19 protein-coding genes are annotated in these 19,454 nt (G+C 71.9%); 13 read left to right on the forward strand and 6 right to left on the reverse strand.

What is annotated here, in order from left to right:
- Positions 1–30: 30 nt before the first annotated feature.
- A complete protein-coding gene (locus tag ACFKCF_RS23745; RefSeq protein ID WP_394496736.1) occupies positions 31–2,037 on the reverse strand; it encodes a HelD family protein in 2,007 nt (668 codons plus the stop codon).
- A gap of 66 nt (positions 2,038–2,103) precedes the next feature.
- Here ACFKCF_RS23745 and ACFKCF_RS23750 point away from each other — a divergent pair, with 66 nt between their 5' ends.
- The 3 genes from ACFKCF_RS23750 (at position 2,104) to ACFKCF_RS23760 (ending at position 5,495) form a co-directional block, all read left to right on the forward strand.
- Positions 2,104–2,727: a TetR family transcriptional regulator gene (locus tag ACFKCF_RS23750; RefSeq protein WP_394496737.1), complete on the forward strand. Its 624-nt coding sequence runs from the start codon at positions 2,104–2,106 to the stop codon at positions 2,725–2,727.
- 234 nt (positions 2,728–2,961) lie between these two features.
- Positions 2,962–4,584 (forward strand): SulP family inorganic anion transporter, encoded by a 1,623-nt coding sequence (locus ACFKCF_RS23755; protein WP_394496914.1) that lies wholly within the window; start codon positions 2,962–2,964, stop codon positions 4,582–4,584.
- Positions 4,585–4,937: 353 nt separating this feature from the next.
- Entirely contained in the window at positions 4,938–5,495 is a 558-nt protein-coding gene (locus tag ACFKCF_RS23760) for a hypothetical protein (RefSeq protein ID WP_394496738.1), read from the forward strand.
- Between the two features lie 6 nt (positions 5,496–5,501).
- On the opposite strand, the gene ACFKCF_RS23765 is transcribed toward ACFKCF_RS23760, so the two are convergent.
- Complete coding sequence (locus ACFKCF_RS23765; protein ID WP_394496739.1) at positions 5,502–7,157, reverse strand: acetolactate synthase large subunit; 1,656 nt, start codon at positions 7,155–7,157, stop codon at positions 5,502–5,504.
- A gap of 140 nt (positions 7,158–7,297) precedes the next feature.
- Here ACFKCF_RS23765 and ACFKCF_RS23770 point away from each other — a divergent pair, with 140 nt between their 5' ends.
- Together ACFKCF_RS23770 and ACFKCF_RS23775 are read left to right on the forward strand one after the other, a co-directional pair.
- Positions 7,298–8,014, forward strand: coding sequence for a BTAD domain-containing putative transcriptional regulator (locus ACFKCF_RS23770; RefSeq protein ID WP_394496741.1), 717 nt, complete (start codon positions 7,298–7,300; stop codon positions 8,012–8,014).
- A 90-nt stretch (positions 8,015–8,104) separates the two neighbouring features.
- Positions 8,105–8,413, forward strand: a complete 309-nt coding sequence (locus tag ACFKCF_RS23775; protein ID WP_394496743.1) for a hypothetical protein — start codon at positions 8,105–8,107, stop codon at positions 8,411–8,413.
- A gap of 59 nt (positions 8,414–8,472) precedes the next feature.
- Here the strand turns inward: ACFKCF_RS23775 and ACFKCF_RS23780 are convergent, their stop codons facing one another.
- Entirely contained in the window at positions 8,473–9,660 is a 1,188-nt protein-coding gene (locus ACFKCF_RS23780; protein WP_394496744.1) for a cysteine desulfurase-like protein, read from the reverse strand.
- A 9-nt stretch (positions 9,661–9,669) separates the two neighbouring features.
- On the opposite strand from ACFKCF_RS23780, the gene ACFKCF_RS23785 reads away from it, so the two are divergent.
- The 5 genes from ACFKCF_RS23785 to ACFKCF_RS23805 all read left to right on the forward strand — a co-directional run bounded on the left by ACFKCF_RS23785 (position 9,670) and on the right by ACFKCF_RS23805 (position 14,570).
- Positions 9,670–10,716, forward strand: coding sequence for a winged helix DNA-binding domain-containing protein (locus ACFKCF_RS23785; protein ID WP_394496746.1), 1,047 nt, complete (start codon positions 9,670–9,672; stop codon positions 10,714–10,716).
- 25 nt (positions 10,717–10,741) lie between these two features.
- Complete coding sequence (locus tag ACFKCF_RS23790) at positions 10,742–12,172, forward strand: wax ester/triacylglycerol synthase family O-acyltransferase (protein ID WP_394496748.1); 1,431 nt, start codon at positions 10,742–10,744, stop codon at positions 12,170–12,172.
- Between the two features lie 76 nt (positions 12,173–12,248).
- On the forward strand, positions 12,249–12,569 hold the full coding sequence (locus ACFKCF_RS23795) for an MmcQ/YjbR family DNA-binding protein (protein ID WP_394496750.1): 321 nt from the start codon (positions 12,249–12,251) through the stop codon (positions 12,567–12,569).
- Between the two features lie 159 nt (positions 12,570–12,728).
- Positions 12,729–13,724, forward strand: coding sequence for an RNA polymerase sigma factor (locus tag ACFKCF_RS23800; RefSeq protein WP_394496751.1), 996 nt, complete (start codon positions 12,729–12,731; stop codon positions 13,722–13,724).
- An 87-nt stretch (positions 13,725–13,811) separates the two neighbouring features.
- Entirely contained in the window at positions 13,812–14,570 is a 759-nt protein-coding gene (locus ACFKCF_RS23805) for a class I SAM-dependent methyltransferase (protein WP_394496753.1), read from the forward strand.
- Here ACFKCF_RS23805 and ACFKCF_RS23810 read toward each other — a convergent pair.
- Positions 14,567–15,307 carry an alpha/beta fold hydrolase gene (locus ACFKCF_RS23810; RefSeq protein WP_394496755.1) on the reverse strand — a complete coding sequence of 247 codons (741 nt, stop codon included), beginning with the start codon at positions 15,305–15,307 and terminating at the stop codon, positions 14,567–14,569. The two genes, ACFKCF_RS23805 and ACFKCF_RS23810, sit on opposite strands and share 4 nt — an antisense overlap.
- Before the next feature lie 65 nt (positions 15,308–15,372).
- On the opposite strand from ACFKCF_RS23810, the gene add reads away from it, so the two are divergent.
- Both add and ACFKCF_RS23820 read left to right on the forward strand, forming a co-directional pair.
- Positions 15,373–16,320, forward strand: coding sequence for an adenosine deaminase (gene add / locus ACFKCF_RS23815; protein ID WP_394496757.1), 948 nt, complete (start codon positions 15,373–15,375; stop codon positions 16,318–16,320).
- A gap of 39 nt (positions 16,321–16,359) precedes the next feature.
- A complete protein-coding gene (locus tag ACFKCF_RS23820; RefSeq protein ID WP_394496758.1) occupies positions 16,360–16,821 on the forward strand; it encodes a hypothetical protein in 462 nt (153 codons plus the stop codon).
- On the opposite strand, the gene ACFKCF_RS23825 is transcribed toward ACFKCF_RS23820, so the two are convergent.
- Both ACFKCF_RS23825 and ACFKCF_RS23830 read right to left on the reverse strand, forming a co-directional pair.
- Complete coding sequence (locus tag ACFKCF_RS23825) at positions 16,818–17,270, reverse strand: NUDIX hydrolase (protein ID WP_394496760.1); 453 nt, start codon at positions 17,268–17,270, stop codon at positions 16,818–16,820. The two genes, ACFKCF_RS23820 and ACFKCF_RS23825, sit on opposite strands and share 4 nt — an antisense overlap.
- Positions 17,267–18,277 carry a LacI family DNA-binding transcriptional regulator gene (locus ACFKCF_RS23830; RefSeq protein ID WP_394496762.1) on the reverse strand — a complete coding sequence of 337 codons (1,011 nt, stop codon included), beginning with the start codon at positions 18,275–18,277 and terminating at the stop codon, positions 17,267–17,269. Before ACFKCF_RS23830 ends, ACFKCF_RS23825 begins: the two co-directional genes overlap by 4 nt.
- 241 nt (positions 18,278–18,518) lie before the next feature.
- Here ACFKCF_RS23830 and ACFKCF_RS23835 point away from each other — a divergent pair, with 241 nt between their 5' ends.
- Positions 18,519–19,454 carry a PmoA family protein gene (locus ACFKCF_RS23835; protein ID WP_394496763.1) on the forward strand — a complete coding sequence of 312 codons (936 nt, stop codon included), beginning with the start codon at positions 18,519–18,521 and terminating at the stop codon, positions 19,452–19,454.

A 19,454-nucleotide genomic window follows, 5' to 3' on the forward strand; every position in this document is an offset into this window, starting at 1 on the left:
GAGCCGAACGAACCAGGACATCTACCGATTTCAGGCTGCTTCTATGGGTTGAGAAAGCTGGGGTGGCAGGGGCCTGGCGTGCACGACGTCCAGCCGGGAGACGGCCCGGGTGAGGGCGACGTACAGGCGGTTCAGGCCGCGCCGCTCGGCTTCGGCGATGGCGGCGGGCTCGGCCAGGATCACGTGGTCGTACTCCAGCCCCTTGGCCAGCGAGGCGGGCAGCACGGTGAGGCGCCCGCCCACGTCCATGCCCTCGTCCCAGAGCGCGGACGTGAGCGCCTCGACGTCGGCGTCCGCCGCGATCACCCCGATCGACCCCTCGAACGCCATCGCCTCGCGCGTCGCCTCCACCACGCCCTTCTCCAGCCCGGTCACGCGGGTGACGCGCAGGCGGCCGTCGGAGCGGTACGAGCGGGTCGCGGGCACCTGCGTGCCGAGCGCCGCCAGCAGCGTGTTGGCCAGCTCCACCACGGCGGCCGGGACCCTGAAGCCGGTGGTCAGGGCGATGACCTGGCCGTCCGGCTTGCCCAGCAGCGCCATGCGCTCCGGCCAGGAGGCGGCCGCCCACGGCGTGGTGCCCTGGGCCAGGTCGCCGAGCACGGTGAGCGAGCCGTGCTCGCTGCGCCTGGCCACGGCCCTGCACTCCATGGGGGACAGGTCCTGGGCCTCGTCCACGATGACGTGGCCGTAGCCGCGCGGGCGCTCGATGAGGGCGGCGATCTCGTCGAGCAGCACGAGGTCGGCCGCCGTCCACTTGGCGCTCTTGACGCTGCGGGGCGGCCTGGCCCAGGTGATCGCCTCCCACTCGGCCTCCGTCAGCGCCCCGTCCCGAGTGCCCTCCGCCGGGCCGCGCAGGACCTCGTACAGGACCTCCTCGGGTTTGACGGCGGGCCAGACGGCGTCCAGGAACGGGGTGACCGCTCGGGAGATCTTGCGGGTCCAGGCCGCGTCGGCCGTCTGCCCGCGCGCCTCGGCCTGGCGCTGGATCGCGGCGACCATCCGGGCCCGCACCCGCTCGCGGCCCACCCCGTACGGCAGGGACTCGCGGCGCGTGTCGTCCACGATGCGGCGCAGCTCGTCCTCGGGCACCCGCCACCGGTACGAGCCGTCCGCCACCGCCACCGGCTCGACCGGCTTCGCGATGCGCCGGTACAGCGCCCCGCGCAGCACCTCGGCCATCCGTACGTCGTGCTTGACCAGCGCGGCGGCCTCGCTGTCGGCGGCGGTGACGGTGGCGGTGACGGTGGCGGTGACGCCGGCGGGGGCCAGCAGGCGCTCCAGGGTGGTCTGCTCGACGTCCACCTCGCCGAGCGCGGGCAGCACGGCCGAGATGTAGCCGAGGAAGGCCCGGTTCGGGCCGAGGACGAGCACGCCGGAGCGTTCGAGCCGCTGCCGGTGCGCGTACAGCAGGTACGCGGCCCGGTGCAGGCCGACCGCCGTCTTGCCGGTGCCCGGCGCGCCCTGGACGCAGATCGAGGTGTCCAGCTCGGCCCGTACGAGGTCGTCCTGCTCGGGCTGGATGGTGGCGACGATGTCGCGCATGGGGCCGACGCGGGGGCGTTCGATCTCGGCGGCCAGGATGCGCGACTCGCCTTCCTCGCCCTGTTCGAGGCGTTCGTCCTCGAAGCTCGTCAGCGTCGTGCCCGACCAGCCGAAGCGGCGGCGTACCGCGACGCCCTGGGGGTCGCGGGCGCCGGCCCGGTAGAAGGCCCGCGAGACCGGCGCGCGCCAGTCGATCACCACGGGCGGGCCGCCGTGCTCGCCGGTGATGTGCCGCCGGCCGATGTAATACGCGCGCCCGCGGTGCTCGGCCGAGCCCTGGCCGAAGTCCAGGCGGCCGAAGAACGGCGGCCCCTCGGGCTCCTCGCTCAGCTCCTTGGCCAGGCTCTTGAGGTGGCGCCCCAGCCGCTCGGCGCTGTAGCGGTCGCCGGCCACGGTCTCTCCGATGATCACGTTGTCGCGCGCGCCTTCGAGCATCCTGCGCAGTCCGGCCTTGCAGCGTTCGACGTACTTCCTCTCGTCGTCGAGCGTGCCCATCGCGTCCCCCAAAGCGTTAACCCGGTTAATAACTTGACCAGGTTAACACTTTGATAGGCTGGGGTCATGACGGGACTGCGGGAGCTCCAGCGGCAGCGGGTCCACGAGGCCATCTCGACGGCGGCCATCGCGCTCTTCCTGGAGCGCGGCTTCGACGAGGTGCCCGTGACGGAGATCGCGGCGGCGGCCGGGGTGTCGAAGCCGACGCTGTTCAAGTACTTCCCGACCAAGGAAGACCTCGTGCTGCACCGGATCGCCGACCATCAGGGCGAGGCCGCCCGCGTCGTACGGGGGCGGGAGCCGGGGGAGCGGCCGCTGGAGGCGCTGCGCCGCCACTTCCTCGACGGGCTCGCCCGGCGCGACCCGGTCACCGGGCTCAACGACCATCCTGAGGTGGTGGCCTACCACCGGATGGTGTTCTCCATCCCGAGCCTGGCGGCGCGGCTGTTCCAGCACATGGCGCAGGACGAGCAGGCTCTGGCCGATGCGCTCGCGGAGCTCACCGACGAGCTGACCGCCGGGCTGGTCGCCGGGCAGGTGCTGGCCGCGCAACGGGTGCTCGCCCGGCGCAACTGGGCGATGCTGGCCGAGGGCCGGCCGATGGCGGAGGTCGAGCGGGAGGCGATCGGGGCGGCCGAGCGGGCGTTCTCGCTGCTGCCCGTGTTCACGCCTCGCGAACAGCCCGTTTAGGCAGGTGGCAAGGGGTGTACTTGATACGGTGAGCCTCTTGACCAATTGCAAAAATATGCAATTTGGTGCATTGCGGGGCGCTCTTTACTCGTGAGGAGTGATGGTGACAGGACCTTTCGCGCACCAAGACGGTTACATTTCCGGACCAGAAGGTAACAGCTCGTGACCGGCGGGCTGACCCTGGCCTGGGGGCGGCTGCGCGCCGTGCTGCCGCAACGTGAGTCGCTGGCCGCCATGTGCCGCCGCCCCCGCCAGGACCTGCTCGCCGGGCTCACGGTGGCGGTCGTCGCGCTGCCGCTGGCCCTCGGATTCGGCGTCTCCTCAGGGCTGGGCGCCGCGTCCGGGCTGGCCACGGCCGTCGTCGCCGGGGCGCTGGCGGCCCTGCTCGGCGGCTCCGACCTGCAGGTCTCGGGCACGAGCGGCGCCATGACGGTGATGCTCATGCCCATCGTCGACGCCCACGGCCCCTCCGGCGTGCTCACGGTCGGCGTGCTCGCCGGGTTGCTGCTGGTCGCGCTGGGGCTGACCGGCGCCGGGCGTTACATGGCCGTGGTCCCCGCTCCGGTCGTGGCGGGCTTCACCGTCGGCATCGCCTGCGTGATCGGCCTGCAACAGGTGCCCCAGGCGCTCGGCGTCCCGCCCGAGAACAGCCACAAGGTCATGATCGTGGCCTGGCACGCCGTCCTCGACTTCCTCGCCCACCCCCACTGGTGGGCCACGTCCGTGGCCGTGGCCGTGGCCGCGGTGGTGCTGGTGGCCGCCCGCGTACGGCCGAGCCTGCCGTTCGCGCTGCCCGCCGTGGCCATCGCCACCGTCGCCGCCGAGCTGGCCGCACTGCCGCTGGCCAGGATCGGCGACCTGCCCGCCGGCCTGCCCGCGCCGTCGCTGGGCTTCCTGGATCCGGGCGCGCTGCCGTCCCTGATCGCGCCGGCCGTCGCGGTGGCCGCCCTGGCCGCGCTGGAGTCGCTGCTGTCGGCCAACGTCGCCGACAGCATGACCACCGGACGCCGCCACGACCCCGACAGGGAGCTGTTCGGGCAGGGCGTGGCCAACCTCGTCACCCCGCTGTTCGGCGGCATGCCCGGCACGGGCGCCATCGTCCGCACCGCGGTCAACGTCCGCTCCGGCGCCCAGTCCCGGCTGGCGGCGCTGGCCCACGCGGGCATCCTGGCCGCGATCGTCTACTCCGCCGCCGGGCTCGTCGCCCGGATCCCGCTGGCGGCGCTGGCCGGGGTCCTGCTGGCCACGTCGGTGCGCATGGTGGACACCGACGCCGTCAAGGCCATGTTCAGGTCCACCCGGGCCGACGCCGTGGTCCTGGTGCTGACGGCCGTCGCCACCCTGACCCTCAACACGGTGGTCGCCGTCATCCTGGGCCTGGTGGTGGCGGGGGCGCTGGCCCTGCGTGCCTTGGCGCGCAACGCCCGCCTCGACGCCGAGCCGCTCCGCCACGACCTGCAGCCCCATCACACCGAGGACGAGCACGCGTTGCTCGCCGAGCACATCGTCACCTACCGCCTGGCCGGGCCGCTGTTCTTCGCCGCGGCCCACCGCTTCCTGATGGAGCTGTCGGAGGTGACGGACGTGTCCGTGGTGGTGCTGCGCATGTCCCGCGTCACCACCATCGACGCCAGCGGCGCGCTCGTCCTGGGCGACGCGATCGAGCGGCTCGAGGGGCGGGGGATCATGGTGTACGTCTCGGGCATCCCGGACGGCCACCATCAGCCGCTGGAGGCACTCGGGGTGCTCGCCCGGCTGGACGAGGCGGGGCAGGTGTTCGCCACCACCGACGAGGCCATCGCGGCCGCCCGCGACCATCTCCACCACACGGGCGTCCTGCCCCACCTGGCCGGCTGACCCCTCCTGCCTCCCCCGCCCACCGGGGGAGGCACAAGGGACCGGGGGCTCAGGGCGCGGCCCACGCCCGCCGGCCGTGGGCATCGGTCGGTGGTGCCGCGCCCCTGTGTCGTGCCGTGTCGTGCCGTGTTCCTGCCGTGTCGTGCCGTGTCGTGCCGTGTCGTGCCGTGTCGTGTCGTGCCGTGTCGTGCCGTGTGTGGGGTGGCGGAGCGATGCCCCGCCCTCCTCCCTCCCGAGGGACCTGACCGAAGTGCGGTGGCGGGCACCACGGATAGGGACCGGTTCACCAAGAATTCGGACCTGGAGCGCGCGAGACCTGTATCCGCCGCCGGACCACCGGCGACACTCAGCTCATGACACGGACTTCCGAACCCTCCCGCGCGCTGCCGGCCGTCGCGCATCGCTGGCCCACCCTGCTCGGGCTGGGCTTCGCCACCCTCAGCCTCCTGGACTTCGAGGACGGCCGCAGTCTGGGGTTCGTCGTCTTCCTGGCAGCGCTCATCTACCTGGGTACGGCCGTGCTCGGCAAGCCCGGCACCGTCTGGGCCCTGTTCATCATCGGCACCGTGGCGTGGGTGGTGCTGGACCGGCTCGGGATCGATCCCTGGCCCGCCCTGATCGGCGCCGCGATCTCCCTCATCGTCCTCGGCGTGGTGGGCGGGCTGTTATGGCAGCCGTTGCTGACGGCGGCGCAGGTCCCGGCCATGCTGGTCTGTGGCGGAGCGGTACTGCTGGCGCTGACCCTGTCGCCCCAGGCCGGCGGCTTCCTGGTGGCGGCGGCGCTGATCGCCCACGCCGTTCAGGACGTGCTCGTCTGGCGGGCCAACCAGGTCGTGGCGCGGTCGCTGGCGGAGTTCTGCATGGTCCTCGACTTCGTGCTCGGCGCGGGCATCGTCGTGCTGAGCCTGTGAACCCGTTCAGAAGGGACCGGTGAGCTCCCCGAGCTTGTCGGTCAGCTCCAGGTTCGCCGAGTAGTCGACCGGCACCGCGATCACCGACACCACGTCGTCGGCCAGCGCCTTGCGCAGCGTCGGCAGCAGTTCGTCAGCGTGGGTGATCCGGTAGCCGCGCGCCCCGAAGCTTTCGGCGTACTTGACGAAGTCGGGGTTGCCGAACGCGACGTTGGAGTCGCGCCCCAGCTCCAGGTCCATCTTCCACTCGATCAGCCCGTACGCGCCGTCCTCCCACACCAGCACCACGAACGGGACCCGCTCGCGCACGGCGGTCTCCAGCTCCTGCGAGTTCATCAGGAACGCTCCGTCACCCGTCGCCGCCAGCACCCGGCGGCGGGGAAAGGCCAGCTTGGCCGCCAGCGCCCCCGGCACCGAGAAGCCCATGGATGACAGCCCGTTGGAGACCAGCATCGTGTTCGGCTCGTACGTCGGGTACATGCGGGCCATCCACATCTTCACCGCCCCAGTGTCCGCCAGCACGATGTCCTCGCGCCTCATCGCCGCGCGGACGTCGGCCACGATCCGGCGCGGCGACAGCGGGAACCCGTCCTCCGAACGCCCCTGCTCCAGCTCCTCCCGCACCATGCGGCGGATCTTCTCGCCGGTGCCGTCGATCTCGAAGCGCCGGTGCACGGCATCTCCGAGCGCGTGCAGCGATCGCGAGATGTCCCCCTGGACTCCGACCGCCACGGGATAGTGGTCGTCCACCTCGGCGGGGAACTGGTGAATGTGGATGATCTTCTTGTCGCGATGCGGGTTGATCTTGACGGGGTCGAACTCCTGCAGCTCGTACCCCACGCTGATCAGCACGTCCGCCTCGTCGAACCCGAAGTTCACGTAGTCGTGGCGCATGAACCCGACCGCGCCCAGCGCGTGCCGGTGGTCGTCGGGGAAGACGCCCTTGCCGTTGAACGTGGTGGCCACCGGCAGCCCGAGCCGCTCCGAGAAGCGGATCAGCGCCTGCGAGGCCCCGGCGCGCGTGGCCCCGTGCCCGGCCAGCACGATCGGCCGGCGCGCGGTGGCCAGCACGTCGGCCGCGCGGGCGATCTGCGCGGGGGAGGGGTCCTGGGGGCGTACCACGTTGACGGGGAGCGGCCGCAGGTCGTCGGGCACCGGCGCCGACTCGACGTCCTCGGGGATGGCGAGGTAGACGGCGCCGGGACGCTCGGTCTGGGCGGTCTTGAACGCCTTGCGGATCATCTCCGGCAGCGCCTGCGGCGACGGCGCGAGCTCCGACCACTTGGTGATCGGCCTGAACAGCGACACCAGGTCCACCACCTGGTGCGACTCCTTGTAGATGCGGTCGAGCCCGACCTGCGCGCTGATCGCCACCACCGGGGTGCTGTTGGTGGTGGCGTCGGCCACGCCGAGCTGCAGGTTGATCGCGCCGGGGCCGAGCGTGGCCGAGGCCACCCCCGCCCTGCCGGTCAGCCTGCCGTAGATCTCGGCCATGAAGGCCGCGCCCTGTTCGTGCCGTACGAGGACGTAACGGATGGAGGAGTCCTGGAGCGCGTCGACGAAGTGGATGTTCTCCTCGCCGGGGATGCCGAAGACGTACTCGACGCCTTCCGCCTCCAGCGCCTGCACGATGAGCCGGGCCGCGTCGGCCTGCGTGGTCATGGGACACGCCTTCTTTCGTGAGCGACTTCGTCCGTGCAAGCGCCGCAAGGCCGCCGTTCATTCCGGTGTCCGGGACGCCCCAGCGGGTATCTAAGCAGCGGCTCCCCGGACTGATCTCGCACCAGGAGGGGACCGGGGGCATGGTGGAGCGACCTTTCCGTCTCGCGCTTCTGGGCGGCTTCCGGCTGCTGGCCGGCGACGAGCAACTCGCCGTCTCCAACGGCTCCGAGCGGCTGCTCGCGTACATCGCCATCAGCCGCAGGACGGTCCACCGGAACGTGATGGCGACGACGCTCTGGCCCGACGCGCCGGAGCGGCGCGCGCACGCCAATCTGCGTTCCGCGCTGAAACGCCTCGACGAGGTCGGGCGGGCGCTGCTGCACGTCGGGACGACCGAGATCGGGCTGTCCCCGGACACCGGCGTCGACTTCGACGAGGCCCGGGCGCTGGCGCAGCGCCTCATCGATCCCGCCGTCCAGGCCGAGGAGGCCGTGGTCAGCGCGGGGTCCGTCGAGGCGCTGGCCAACGGCCTGCTGCCCGGCTGGTACGAGGAATGGGTGCTGGCCGCCGCGGACGAATGGCACCAGCTGCGGCTGCACGCCCTGGAGGCGCTGTCGGCGATCTTCGTCAGGCAGCGGCGCTTCGCCGAGGCCGTGTCGGCCGCGAGCGTGGCCGCGCACGCGGATCCGCTGCGGGAGAGCGCGTGCGCCGCGCTCATCGAGGCCCATCTCGCCGAGGGCAATCAGGCCGAGGCGATCCGCCACTTCCGGCTCTACTCGGAGAGCCTGCGGGCCGAGCTCGGCATCGAGCCGACCGCCAGATTGCAGGAGCTGGTCGCCAGCCTGCGCAGCCGCTGAGCGATCCCGGTCACGCTCCGGTCACGCCGACATCACGTCGCGGTGACACGACCCCCTCCACGCTGGGTGGTGACAGAAGGGAGACCGGCAATGCGCATCAAGAAAAGCCTGATTCTGGCTGGTCCAGCGCTTCTCACCGCTGTCACTCTCAGCCCCCTGGTCGCCTCGCCGGCCCAGGCGCTCGCGGAGACCTCGGCGGCGGGCGCGCGGACGAGCACCCACGTCGCGAGCAAGCCTCCGGAGAAGAAGGTCCAGTACAAGAAGGGCCGCATGGCCGGTTACGCCGACGGCCGCGACGACTGCAAGAAGAAGCAGCCCTACACCCTGAGGTACTCCGGTGGCGGCCCCTACCAGAGAGGGTTCGCCGACGGCTACAACTCGGGCTACCACAGCTGCTAGCGCCCTCGGCCACTGAGCTGGACCCCACCCGCGCCCGCGGGGTGGGGTCCACCCCTTTCTCAGCCCAGGCGGTCCACCCCGTCGAGCAGGCGGTCCACGTCGGAGCGGTCGTTGTAGTGGACCAGGCCCGCGCGCACCGCCCCGCCCGAGTCGCGGATGCCGAGCGCGCCGGTCAGCTCCCAAGCGTAGTTGTGGCCGTTCCAGACGTTCACGCCGAGTCCGGCCAAGTGCTCGGCCACCTGGCGCGGGGTGTGCCCGGCCACGTTGAAGTAGGCGGTGGCGGTCCGCCTGGCCGGTTTGCCGTACACCATGACGTGCGGCATCGTCTCCAGCCCCTCGATCAGCACCCCGAACAGCGCCAGCTCGTGCTCCTCGGCCGCGCTCATCGAGGCCAGCAGGCGCTCGCGGCGGGTGCCCGTGCCCGGGACCATGGCGGCCAGGTGGTCCACGGCCGCCGCCACCCCGGCCAGGTCGGCGAAGGCGGCCGTCCCCGTCTCGAACCGCTCCGGCACCGTGTCGGGGGAGGAGGCCAGCTTGTCCGGCCGCAGCGTCTCCAGCAGCGCCGGGTCGGCCACGACCGCGCCGATGTGCGGGCCCGACCACTTGTACGCGCTCGTGGCGTAGAAGTCGGCGCCCAGGGCGCGCATGTCCACCGGGCCGTGCGGGGTGGCGTGCACGCCGTCCACGTACACGAGCGCGCCCGCCCGGTGCGCCAGCTCGGCGATGGCGGCCACGTCGGGACGGGTGCCGAGGATGTTGCTGGCCGCCGTCACCGCGACCAGCCTGGTGCGCTCGCCGATCAGCTCCGCGTACTGCTCCACCGGCAGCTCCCCGGTGACCGGGTCCACCTCGGCCCAGCGCACGGTGGCGCCGATCTGGGTCCAGGGCCGGACGTTCGCGTCGTGGTCCAGCCTGGAGACCACGACCTCGTCGCCCGGCCCCGCGATGGCCCTGGCCAGGCGGTAGGTCAGCGTGGTCATGTTCGGGCCGAGCACCACGCCGTCCGGGTGACCGCCGACCAGGTCGGCCACGGCGGCGCGGCAGGCCGCCACGATGGCGCCGGAGCGGTCGCTGGCGGGGAAGGCGCCGCCGACGTTGCCGATCCCGGTCCGGTAGGCGGCGGAGACGGCGTCTATCACCGGCTGCGGGGTCTGGGTGCCGGCCGCGCCGTCGAGGTAGGCGAAGCCGTCGGCAAGCGCAGGGTAAGAGGAACGTACCGATTCGATGGGGAATGTCGGATCGAGCATGATAGGTAGATGCTCACCCTCAGGGACCTCAACCGGGCCACTTTGGCCCGCCAGCACCTTCTCGCCCGGCACGAGGGTGACGTGGCCGACGTCGTGCACCGGCTGGCCGGCCTGCAGGCCCAGGAGCCGCGGCCGCCGTACCTGGGGGTGTGGTCCCGGCTGGCGGGCTTCGCGCGGGACGACCTGCACGCGGCGCTGCACGCCCGTACGCTGGTGCGGGCCACCATGTGGCGCGCCACGCTGCACCTGGTGACCGCGGCGGACTTCGCCGCGTTCCGCCCGGTGGTGCGGCCCGTGCTGGCCGCCGCCGCGCGCCGCTTCGACGATGTCGACTTCGACGCGGTCGTGGCCGCCGCCGACCGGCTGCTGGCCGCGGGGCCCATGACCTTCAACGAGCTGCGGCCCCGGCTGCAGGAGGAGTTCCCCGGCGCCTACGACCGGGCGCTCGGCTACGCCGTGCGCATGCTCACCCCGTTGATCATGGTGCCGACGGAGGACCGGTGGAGCTTCCCGCGCGAGTCCGCGTTCGCGCTGCCCGGCATCGCCCTGGAGCCCGCCGGCGTGGAGGCGCTGATCGAGCGCTACCTCGCCGCGTTCGGCCCGGCGACCCCCGCCGACGTGCAGACCTGGTCAGGGCTGGGCGGCCTCAAGCGCGTCATGTCCGGCATGGAGCTGGAAAGGCTCACGGACTTCACGGGCAGGGAGCTGTACGACCTGCCCGGCGCCCCGCGGCCCGGCGGCGACGTGCCCGCCCCCGTGCGCTTCCTGCCCGACTTCGACACGCTGGTCCTGGGCCACGCGGACCGCACCCGCGTGCTGGCCGACGAGTTCAAGGGCCGGGTCGCCACCAAGAACCTCCGCGTGAAGGCGGTCTACCTGGTGGACGGCTTCGCGGCCGGGACGTGGCAGATCAAGCGCACCGCGAAGAAGGCCACGCTGCTCATCAGCCCGTTCACCTCGGCCTCACTCGACGCGCTGGAGGAGGAGGGGCTGCGGCTGCTGGCCTTCGCCGAGCCCGACGCGGTGCCGTCCCTTGAAGTGATCGACGGAGTCTGATTGGTTCAGGGCGGAGGTGTCACCTATGGCCCAGCTGACCGCCCTGGACGCGCAGTTCCTCCATTTCGAGACCGCGACCAACATCGCCAACATCGCCGGCCTGGCCATCCTCGACGGCGACCTCAACCGCGCCGACCTCCAGGCCCTGCTCGAGCGGCGGCTGCCGTACGTGCCCGCGCTGCGGCGCAAGCTGGCCCCCGTGCCGTTCGGGCTGGACCACCCGTACTGGATGCAGGAGGACGATCTCGACCTCGACTACCACGTACGCGAGATCGGCCTGCCGCCGCCGGGCGACGACCGGCAGCTCGCCGACCAGGTCTCGCGGCTGCACGCCCGGCGGCTGGACCGCAGCCGGCCGCTGTGGGAGATCTACCTGATCCACGGGCTGCCCGGCGGGCGGATGGGCCTCTACACCAAGATCCACCACGCGGCCGTGGACGGGATCGGCGGCGCCGACGTCCTGGCCGCCCTCCTGGACCTCAGCCCGACGCCCGCGCCGCCGCCCGACGAGGAGCCCTCACGTGACGCCCCGCCTCCCGGGGCCGCGGAGATGGTGGCGCGCGGGCTGGCCCGGCTGGCCGGAAACCCCGCGCACGCCCTGCGCTTCGCCGCGAGGGTCATGCCGCACCTGGACGAGATCCCCGTCGTGTCCTGGATCCCGGGCAGCCAGGTCGTCTCCTCGCTCGCCCGGCGGCTGGCCGGGGCCGGGCAGGCTCCCGAGCTGCCGGCGCTGCCCGCGCCGAGGACGCCGTTCAGCGGTCCCGTGTCGGAGCACCGGCGCTTCGCGTTCGTGTCGCTGCCGCTGGAGGAGATCAAGCGGGTGCGCAAGGCGTTCGGGGTCACCGTCAACGACGTGGTCATGGCGGTGTGCGCGGGCGCGCTGCGCGCGTGGCTGGCCGCGCACGGCGGCGTCCCGCACCAGCCGCTGGTGGCGGGGGTGCCGTTCTCGCTGCGCGCGGCCGGGGTGGAGGGCCCCGGCAACCAGGTGGCGATCATGACGGCGCCGCTGGCCGTGCACGTCGAGGACCCCGTCGCCCGGCTGCACCACGTGCGGCACGCCATGCAGCGGATCAAGGACCGGTTCTCGCTGGCGCCCGCGCGCTGGCTGCGCGAGTTCAGCGAGTCGATGCCGGCCGCGCTCATGGGGCTGGCCGCCCGCTCGGCCTTCTCGCTCGTCGGGCAGACCGCGCCGCCCATCAACGTGGGCGTCTCGAACGTGCCGGGCCCGCAGTTCCCCTTGTACGTGTGCGGGGCGCGGCTGCTGACCCACTACCCGGTGTCGGTGATCACGGACGTCAGCGGCGGCGTGAACATCACCGCCTTCTCCTACGACGGCTCCCTCGACATCGGGGTCGTCACCGACAGGAAGATGGTGCCGGACGCCTGGGAACTGGCCGCTGACCTGCGTTCCGCCCTCGACGAGCTGCTCCGCGCGGAAGCGACCCTGCCGCACTAGCTCCCGGCCTTCCTCCTCTCAGGAACTGTCGGTGGCATGTGGCACCTTGAGAGCGGCGAGAGGAAGGGAGCAGCGCATGTCAACCGCCCGGGAGCTCTACGACGACCTGGTCACCGAGCAGCTCGTCCGTCCCGAGGTGAGCCTGGGGCGCATGTTCCACTCCGAGGGCCTCAAGGTCAACGGCAAGGTGTTCGCCTTCTTCTCCAGGGAGCAGCGGGTCGTGCTCAAGCTCCCCGCCGCGCGGGCGGCCGAGCTGGTGGGGGAGGGCACGGCCGACGAGATGGTCATGGCGGCCCGGCGGATGCGGGAGTGGGTGGTCCTGCGCACGCCGGACGAGGAGGTCTGGCGCGGCCTGCTGACGGAGGCCGCCGCGTACGTGGAGTCCCTGACACGCTGACACGCCCGCCGGACGGCGGTCGGCTGGGGCCACTCGCGGTCACAGTTGGGTAGCTTGGAAGGAGGCGGCCTGCCAGGTCTCCCGACTTCGTCGTTCCTTCAGACCCGAGGTGCCGATGGTTCCAGCCCCCACATCATAGATCCCGCGTTTCAGCGTCGTGTGTCCAAAGCGAGCGAGGAGTGTGTTTTGTCCGAAGCAGCAGAGGTTCTCGAACTCGACGACAACGTCGCCGACGGTGGCGCGGCCGTCGGCGCCGACTCGGTCAAGGCTTATCTGAAGGAGATCGGCCGCGTGCCCCTGCTCACCGCCGAGCAGGAGATCGACCTGGCCAAGCGCATCGAGGCCGGGCTGTTCGCGCAGGAGCGGCTCGAGACCGAGCCGTGCATGGCCGCCGATCTGCGCGCCGATCTGGAGTGGATCGCCGAGGACGGCGAGGTCGCCAAGCGCCGCATGCTGGAGGCCAATCTGCGGCTGGTCGTCTCCATCGCCAAGCGCTACACCGGCCGCGGCATGCTCTTCCTCGACCTGATCCAGGAGGGCAACCTGGGCCTGATCCGGACGATCGAGAAGTTCGACTACCGGCTGGGCTACAAGTTCTCCACGTACGCGACGTGGTGGATCAAGCAGGCCATCACCCGGGCCATGGCCGATCAGGCCCGGACGATCCGCATCCCCGTGCACATGGTCGAGCTGATCAACAAGGTCGCGCGGATGGAGCGCCGCCTGCAGACCGACCTCGGCCGCGAGCCCACGCCCGAGGAGCTGGCCAAGGAGTGCGAGCTCGAGGTCGACCGCGTCGTCGAGGTCCAGGGATACGGCCGCGAGCCGATCTCCCTGAGCACGCCGCTGGGCGAGGAGGGCGACAGCGAGTTCGGCGACCTCATCGAGGACACCGAGGCCGTCTCCCCGGCCGACGCGGTCTCGTTCACGCTGCTGCAGCAGCAGCTGCACGCCCTGCTCGACCAGCTCTCCGAGCGCGAGGCGGGCGTGATCAGCATGCGCTACGGCCTCAACGACGGCAAGCCGATGACCCTCGACGAGATCGGCCGCATCTACGGCGTCACCCGCGAGCGCATCCGGCAGATCGAGGCCAAGACGATGTCCAAGCTCCGCCACCCGTCCCGATCCCTGGCGCTGCGCGACTATCTGAGCTGACCCGCGACTGAAAGGCTGCGCAAACGAAGACCCAAGACTGTCGCCACGGACCTGTGGGGGCAGGCGGGCTGTCCTAGATTCCCAGGCGTGAAACGCGCCCGAACGAGTCTCGTCCACCAACTCACGTACGCGCTGAAGAACCCGGACCGGGTCGTGCCCCACCTGCGGCGGCTGACCCGCGACACCTGGCTCCGGCTGCGCACGCCCGACCACATCGCCTACTACCGGGCCGTCATGAAGTCCGACACCGCGCGGGACCCCGAGGGCGCGGTCGGCTCGCACACGCACAGACGGTGGCTGGCGCTGGGGCGCATGCAGTTCGACTACCTGGTGGAGCACGGGCTCAAGCCGGAATGCCGGATGCTGGAGATCGGGTGCGGCAACCTGCGCGCCGGGCGGCTGTTCATCGACTACCTGCACACCGGAAACTACTACGGCATCGACATCTCGCCCGACATCCTCATGGCGGCCCAGGACACGATCGTCGAGCACGGGCTCAACCACAAGCTGCCCCACCTCACGCCCGTCCGCGACCTGCGCTTCGCCTTCCTGCCCGGCGAGCACTTCGACGTCGTCCACGCGCACAGCGTGTTCTCGCACTCGCCGCTGCACGTCATCGAGGAATGCTTCGCCCACGTGGGGCGGATCATGAAGCCGGACGCCCGGTTCGACTTCACCTTCGACCGCACCGAGGGCAAGGAGCACCAGGTGCTGCGGGAGGACTTCTACTACCGCACCGAGACGCTGGTGGCGCTGGCCGCCAAGTACGGGCTGCGGGCCACGTTCATGGACGACTGGGAGCGCGGGCCGCACAAGCAGTCGAAGATCCGCATCACCAAGGCTTAGCGGGCGGCCGCCCAGAACTCCTCCAGCCTGGCCGCGCCGCTCGCCGGATCCTGGAGCAGCCACCAGTGGCCGAGCCCCGGCAGCTCGGCCACGGTGGCGCCCGCCCTCGCCGCGCTCTCCTCCGCCACGCTCCGCACCAGGAACGCGTCGCCCTCGGGAACGATCACCAGACCCGGTCTGGGGATGTCCGCGAACGCGGGCGACCACTCCTCTCCGACGCGCACGGCCGACCGGTAGAGGGCCAGGATGCTGTCTGCCATGACCCGGTCGACGGCGGCCGCGATCTCCAGCGCGTGCTCGAACGGCACGCCGAAGCCCTCGAACCCCTTGGCCCGCTCCTCCAGGGGCGTGGCCAGCAACTGCTCGAAGAACTCCTCGCCGGCGCCGGGCGTCTGCCACAGCCTGGCCAGGTCGTGCCACTCGAAGCTGGGATGACCGAGGCCGGCGGCGTCCGAGGCCCACGTACGCACGAGCTCGGGGCGGGTGCTGACCAGGCGCACCACCAGGCCGCCGCCCCAGTCGTGGCCGACCAGGTCGATCTCGTCGCCCGCCATCTCCTCCAGCTCGCCGGCCAGCCACGCCACGTACTCCTCCTTCGTGGCGGAGAACCCGTCCGGCCGGGGGCAGCCGAAGCCGGGCATCCGGAGCGCGCGCACGTCCTGACGGCTCAGGGCCGCGCGGAGCGGATCCCAGACGGCGGAGGTCTCAGGGACGCCGTGAACCAGCACGAGGGTCATTCCCCGACCGTACGCCGCGAATATCCGGCTGCATACGCTCCGAGCTGTCCTTTAAGGTGTGGGGAGTGAGAGACGTACGGGCGTTGCCCAAGGCCCACCTGCATGTTCACCTGGAGAGCACCGTACGGCCGCAGACCGTGCGCGACCTGGGCGGGACGCCCGAGCGCAGCGAGCTGTTCGCGAGCTTCAGGGAGTTCGGCGACGAGCGGGCGCGGGTGCGGGAGCTGCTGCGCACGCCCGAGCACTTCCGCCGCATCGCGGTGGAGTTCTGCGAGGACGAGGCCGCCCAGGGCACCCGCTACGTCGAGGTGACCTTCACCGCCGCCTCCCACGGCGAGCGGGTGGGGGACCCGGAGATGCCGCTGGAGGCGGTGCTCGAGGGGCTCGAGGAGGGCTCGTCCCGCTACGGCATCGACTACAACGTGCTGCTCGACCACTCCAGGCGGCGGCCGGTGGAGCGGCTGTGGCGCACGTTCAAGCTGGCCGGCCGCCACGACCGGGTGATCGGCATGGGGCTGGCCGGCGACGAGAGCCATCCGCTGGCGCCGTTCGCGGAGGTGCTCGACGTGGCCAGGGACGCGGGGCTGCACCTGGTCCACCACGCGGGCGAGGCCGCCGGCGCCGCCAGCATCCGCGAGGCGCTCTCCCTGGGGCACGCCGAGCGCCTCGGGCACGGCATCCGGGTGCTGGACGACGCCGAGCTGGTGGCCGAGGTACGCGAGCGCGGCATCCCGCTGGAGGTCTGCCCCACCTCCAACGTCCTGCTCGGGTTCGTCCCCTCCCTGCCCGAGCACCCGCTGCCCCGGCTGAGGGAGGCGGGGCTGGCGGTCACGATCAACACCGACGGGGAGACGGCCCTGGCCGACGAGTACACCCGGCTGCGGGAGGTGTTCGGGTACGGCGACGCGGACCTGGCCGACCTGGCCCGGGCCTCGATCGACGCGTCGTTCGCGCCGGAGCCCGTCAAGGCGCGGCTGCACGCCGAGGTGGACGCCTGGCTCGCCGCCGAGTGACGCATGGGTGCCCGCACGGTCGCGTGAGAAGCTGTCGGCATGGACTTGTCGAAGCCGGGCACGCCGTCCGTGGCTCAGCGGCTGCCCGAGCGGGTGGTCGTCGCGGGGGTGGCCGGCGCGATTCTGCCGTTCCTCCATATCGGATGGGCGCTGCTCGCGTCCGCGCTGGCGGACCCCTCCCAATGCGGGCACTTCGGGTGCATCGCGCTGTTCGTCGAGGCATGGGAGATGGGGCGCTGGGTGGTGCCGGTGCTGGCCTGGCCGCTGCTCGGCCTCCTGCGCGTCCGGCCGGCGTGGCACGTCGCGCTCGTGGCCCCGCTGTTCCTGGTGCCGCTCTGGGAGCTCACCGCCGGCCCCGTGGGCCTGTTCGGCGTGCTGAGCACCGTGCTGGCGTACCCGTTCGCCGCCCTGGTGACCGCGCCGGGCGCCTCCCGGCGGCAGCGCGGGCTGGGCGTGGCGCTGTTCGTCGTGTTCTGCGGCGCCCTCGTCCTGTCCGGTTAGGCCAGGCGGCCGTTGCGGGGCCGTACGCGGTGGAGCTCCAGCCCGATGTCCACCACTTCGGCCCGTTCAAGGCCGGCCACCTCGTCGAGAGGCACCCACGCGGCCCGGTCCGTGCTGCCGCCGACCTCGTGGCGCAGGGTGCCGCCGGTGATGCGGCCCTCGTAGACGATGCGCAGGCCGTGGAAGTCGGCCTCGCGGCCCTCGCCCCGGGGGTAGCGGCGGCGCAGGGTGCTCATGCCCAGCAGGGTCTCGATCGCCACCGTGTAGCCGGTCTCCTCCTCCACCTCGCGGATCGCCGCGTCCACCGGGTCCTCGGCGTGCTCGATGCCGCCGCCGGGGAGGGTCCAGGACCGCTCGCCGGAGGGGCCGACCCAGCGCGCGAGGAGGATCCGCCCGTCGTCGACGCAGATCGCGTACGCGGCCACGCGCAGCTCTCTGGTGACGATCATGAGAGGGGAGCGGCGGTGCTGCTGCGGACGACGAGGCTGGTGGCGAGCTCTATGCGCGTCCCGACCGGGCCCCTCGGATGAGTCAGCTCCTCCGAGATGAGGCGGACCGCCTCGTTGGCCATGTCGTCGAGCGGCTGGCGGACCGTGGTGAGCGGCGGCGACATCATCTCGCACCACGTGGAGTCGTCGAAGCCGACCACGGACAGCTGGTAGGGCACCCGGATTCCGCGCTCGGTGGCCGCCTGGTAGACGCCGGCCGCCTGCATGTCGGAGCCGGCGAAGATGGCCGTGGGCCGGTCGGGGCGGTCGAGGAGGTCGGCCCCGAACTCCCTGCCGCCGGAGATCAGGAAGTCGCCGTAACGGGTCAGCGCGGGATCGGGGTCGATCCCGAACGTGCGGTGCGCCGCCAGGTAACCCTCGTACCGGTCGAGCGTGCACTGCGTGTCGAGCGGCCCGCCGATGAAGCCGATCCTGGTGTGCCCCAGCTCCAGCAGGTGGGTCGTGGCCATGACGCCGCCCGACCAGTTGGTGGCGCCGACGGTGGAGATGCGCGGATCGCGCTTGCCCACCGGGTCGAGCAGCACCAGGGGCACGTGCAGGAGCTCCTCGATGGCCGAGATCTCCTCCTGGTTGGCCCGTGACAGCACCAGCACGATGCCATCGGTGCTGCGCTTGCGCACGATCCCGATCCAGCGCCGCAGGTCGAAGTCGGCCCGCGCGGACGAGGTCACCACGAGCGAGAACCCCCACCGCGCGGCCGCCTGCTCCGCCCCCCTGATGAGCACCTGGGCCCACGGGGAGCCGAGCCCGTCTATGAGCAGGTCGACGAGACCGGCCCGGGGAGTGCTCGGCGGGCGCGGGGCCTCGTAGCCGAAGGCTCTGACCGCTTCGAGCACCTTGTCCCTGGTGGCGGTGGAGACGTGCTTCTTGCCGCTCAGAACCTTGGAGACCGTCGGCACGGACACTCCGGCAGCGGCGGCGACGTCCGCCAGCGTTGCTCGAGCCACAGGACCTCCGAGTTGCAACTTTCGGAAAAACCTCAAAGCCGCAGGTTGCCCGCTGACCTGGAGGAGACCGCTACCCCGTCGGCGCTGTTGACATCGCTGCAGGCCCGAGCCTAGCGTAACCCTTCGGCAATGTCACGGTTATTTTTCGGAAAGTGTGCCAGAAACTTTCTGATGGCGAGGGATGGATGAACCGGGTCGAGGAACTGCAGGGCGTCGTCGCGCCGCTCGGGAAGGACGCCTGATGACCGAGCCGACCGGGGGCCTGCGCCTCACCGACGAGCGCGGGCGCGGCCTGACGCTCACCTACGACGGGGTGGACCTGTTCCGGTACGTCTACGGCCCGTGGGACCGGCAGCTGGAGTCCCCGCGCCCGTACTTCCACCCGTTGCGCACGCTGTCAGGGCGTCTCGTGTCGCTCTACCGGCCCTGGGACCACGTCTGGCACAAGGGCATCGCCTGGTCGCTGCCCAACGTGGGGACCCAGAACTTCTGGGGCGGCGTCACGTACGTGCGCGGGCGCGGCTACGTGCAGGAGGACAACAACGGCGCCATCGTCCACACCGGCTTCGACGCGATCGACGCCGGCGAGGACCGCGTCACCGTACGCGAGTCGCTGACCTGGTTGGCCAGCACCGGCGAGCCGTGGTTCACCGAGCGCCGGACCTTCGGCGCGCTCGTCGGGCGCGACGGCTGGACGCTGGCCTACGCCACCGAGTTCACCAACGTCTCCGGCGCCACCGTCCCGATCGGCAGCCCCACGACCGAGGGGCGGCCCAACGCCGGGTACGGCGGGCTGTTCTGGCGCGGGCCCCGGTCGTTCAGCCATGGGCGCGTCTACATGGAGGGGCGCCAGGGCGGCGACGAGCTGATGGGAGAGCGCGGCCGGTGGCTCGCCTACGCCGGTGACCACGACGAGGACGACGCCGCCTCCACGCTCGTGTTCGTGGACGACTCCGGCGCCGAGCAGGTCCAGTGGTTCGTGCGCAGCGGGATGTACGCCTGCGTCTGCCCCGCCCCGTTCTTCGACGTCGTACGCCCGGTGGAGCCGGGGGCGTCGCTGGCCTTCCGGTACGCGGTCACCTTCGCCGACGGCGACACCGGCCCGGACGGCGCGGCCCGCGTGGCCGCGGCGACCGCCGGGATCACGTCGAAGATCCTCCCACTACAGGAGCAGTGA

The organism is Nonomuraea sp. JJY05 (assembly GCF_043496855.1).
Classification (GTDB): domain Bacteria; phylum Actinomycetota; class Actinomycetes; order Streptosporangiales; family Streptosporangiaceae; genus Nonomuraea.

Excerpts from the sequence above, each read along its gene's own strand:
- ACFKCF_RS23745 (WP_394496736.1), bottom strand. The coding sequence starts at position 2,037 with ATGGGCACGCTCGACGACGAGAGGAAGTACGTCGAACGCTGCAAGGCC.
- ACFKCF_RS23750 (WP_394496737.1), top strand. The coding sequence starts at position 2,104 with ATGACGGGACTGCGGGAGCTCCAGCGGCAGCGGGTCCACGAGGCCATC.
- ACFKCF_RS23755 (WP_394496914.1), top strand. The coding sequence starts at position 2,962 with ATGTGCCGCCGCCCCCGCCAGGACCTGCTCGCCGGGCTCACGGTGGCG.
- ACFKCF_RS23760 (WP_394496738.1), top strand. The coding sequence starts at position 4,938 with ATGACACGGACTTCCGAACCCTCCCGCGCGCTGCCGGCCGTCGCGCAT.
- ACFKCF_RS23765 (WP_394496739.1), bottom strand. The coding sequence starts at position 7,157 with ATGACCACGCAGGCCGACGCGGCCCGGCTCATCGTGCAGGCGCTGGAG.
- ACFKCF_RS23770 (WP_394496741.1), top strand. The coding sequence starts at position 7,298 with ATGGTGGAGCGACCTTTCCGTCTCGCGCTTCTGGGCGGCTTCCGGCTG.
- ACFKCF_RS23775 (WP_394496743.1), top strand. The coding sequence starts at position 8,105 with ATGCGCATCAAGAAAAGCCTGATTCTGGCTGGTCCAGCGCTTCTCACC.
- ACFKCF_RS23780 (WP_394496744.1), bottom strand. The coding sequence starts at position 9,660 with ATGCTCGATCCGACATTCCCCATCGAATCGGTACGTTCCTCTTACCCT.
- ACFKCF_RS23785 (WP_394496746.1), top strand. The coding sequence starts at position 9,670 with ATGCTCACCCTCAGGGACCTCAACCGGGCCACTTTGGCCCGCCAGCAC.
- ACFKCF_RS23790 (WP_394496748.1), top strand. The coding sequence starts at position 10,742 with ATGGCCCAGCTGACCGCCCTGGACGCGCAGTTCCTCCATTTCGAGACC.
- ACFKCF_RS23795 (WP_394496750.1), top strand. The coding sequence starts at position 12,249 with ATGTCAACCGCCCGGGAGCTCTACGACGACCTGGTCACCGAGCAGCTC.
- ACFKCF_RS23810 (WP_394496755.1), bottom strand. The coding sequence starts at position 15,307 with ATGACCCTCGTGCTGGTTCACGGCGTCCCTGAGACCTCCGCCGTCTGG.
- ACFKCF_RS23820 (WP_394496758.1), top strand. The coding sequence starts at position 16,360 with ATGGACTTGTCGAAGCCGGGCACGCCGTCCGTGGCTCAGCGGCTGCCC.
- ACFKCF_RS23825 (WP_394496760.1), bottom strand. The coding sequence starts at position 17,270 with ATGATCGTCACCAGAGAGCTGCGCGTGGCCGCGTACGCGATCTGCGTC.
- ACFKCF_RS23835 (WP_394496763.1), top strand. The coding sequence starts at position 18,519 with ATGACCGAGCCGACCGGGGGCCTGCGCCTCACCGACGAGCGCGGGCGC.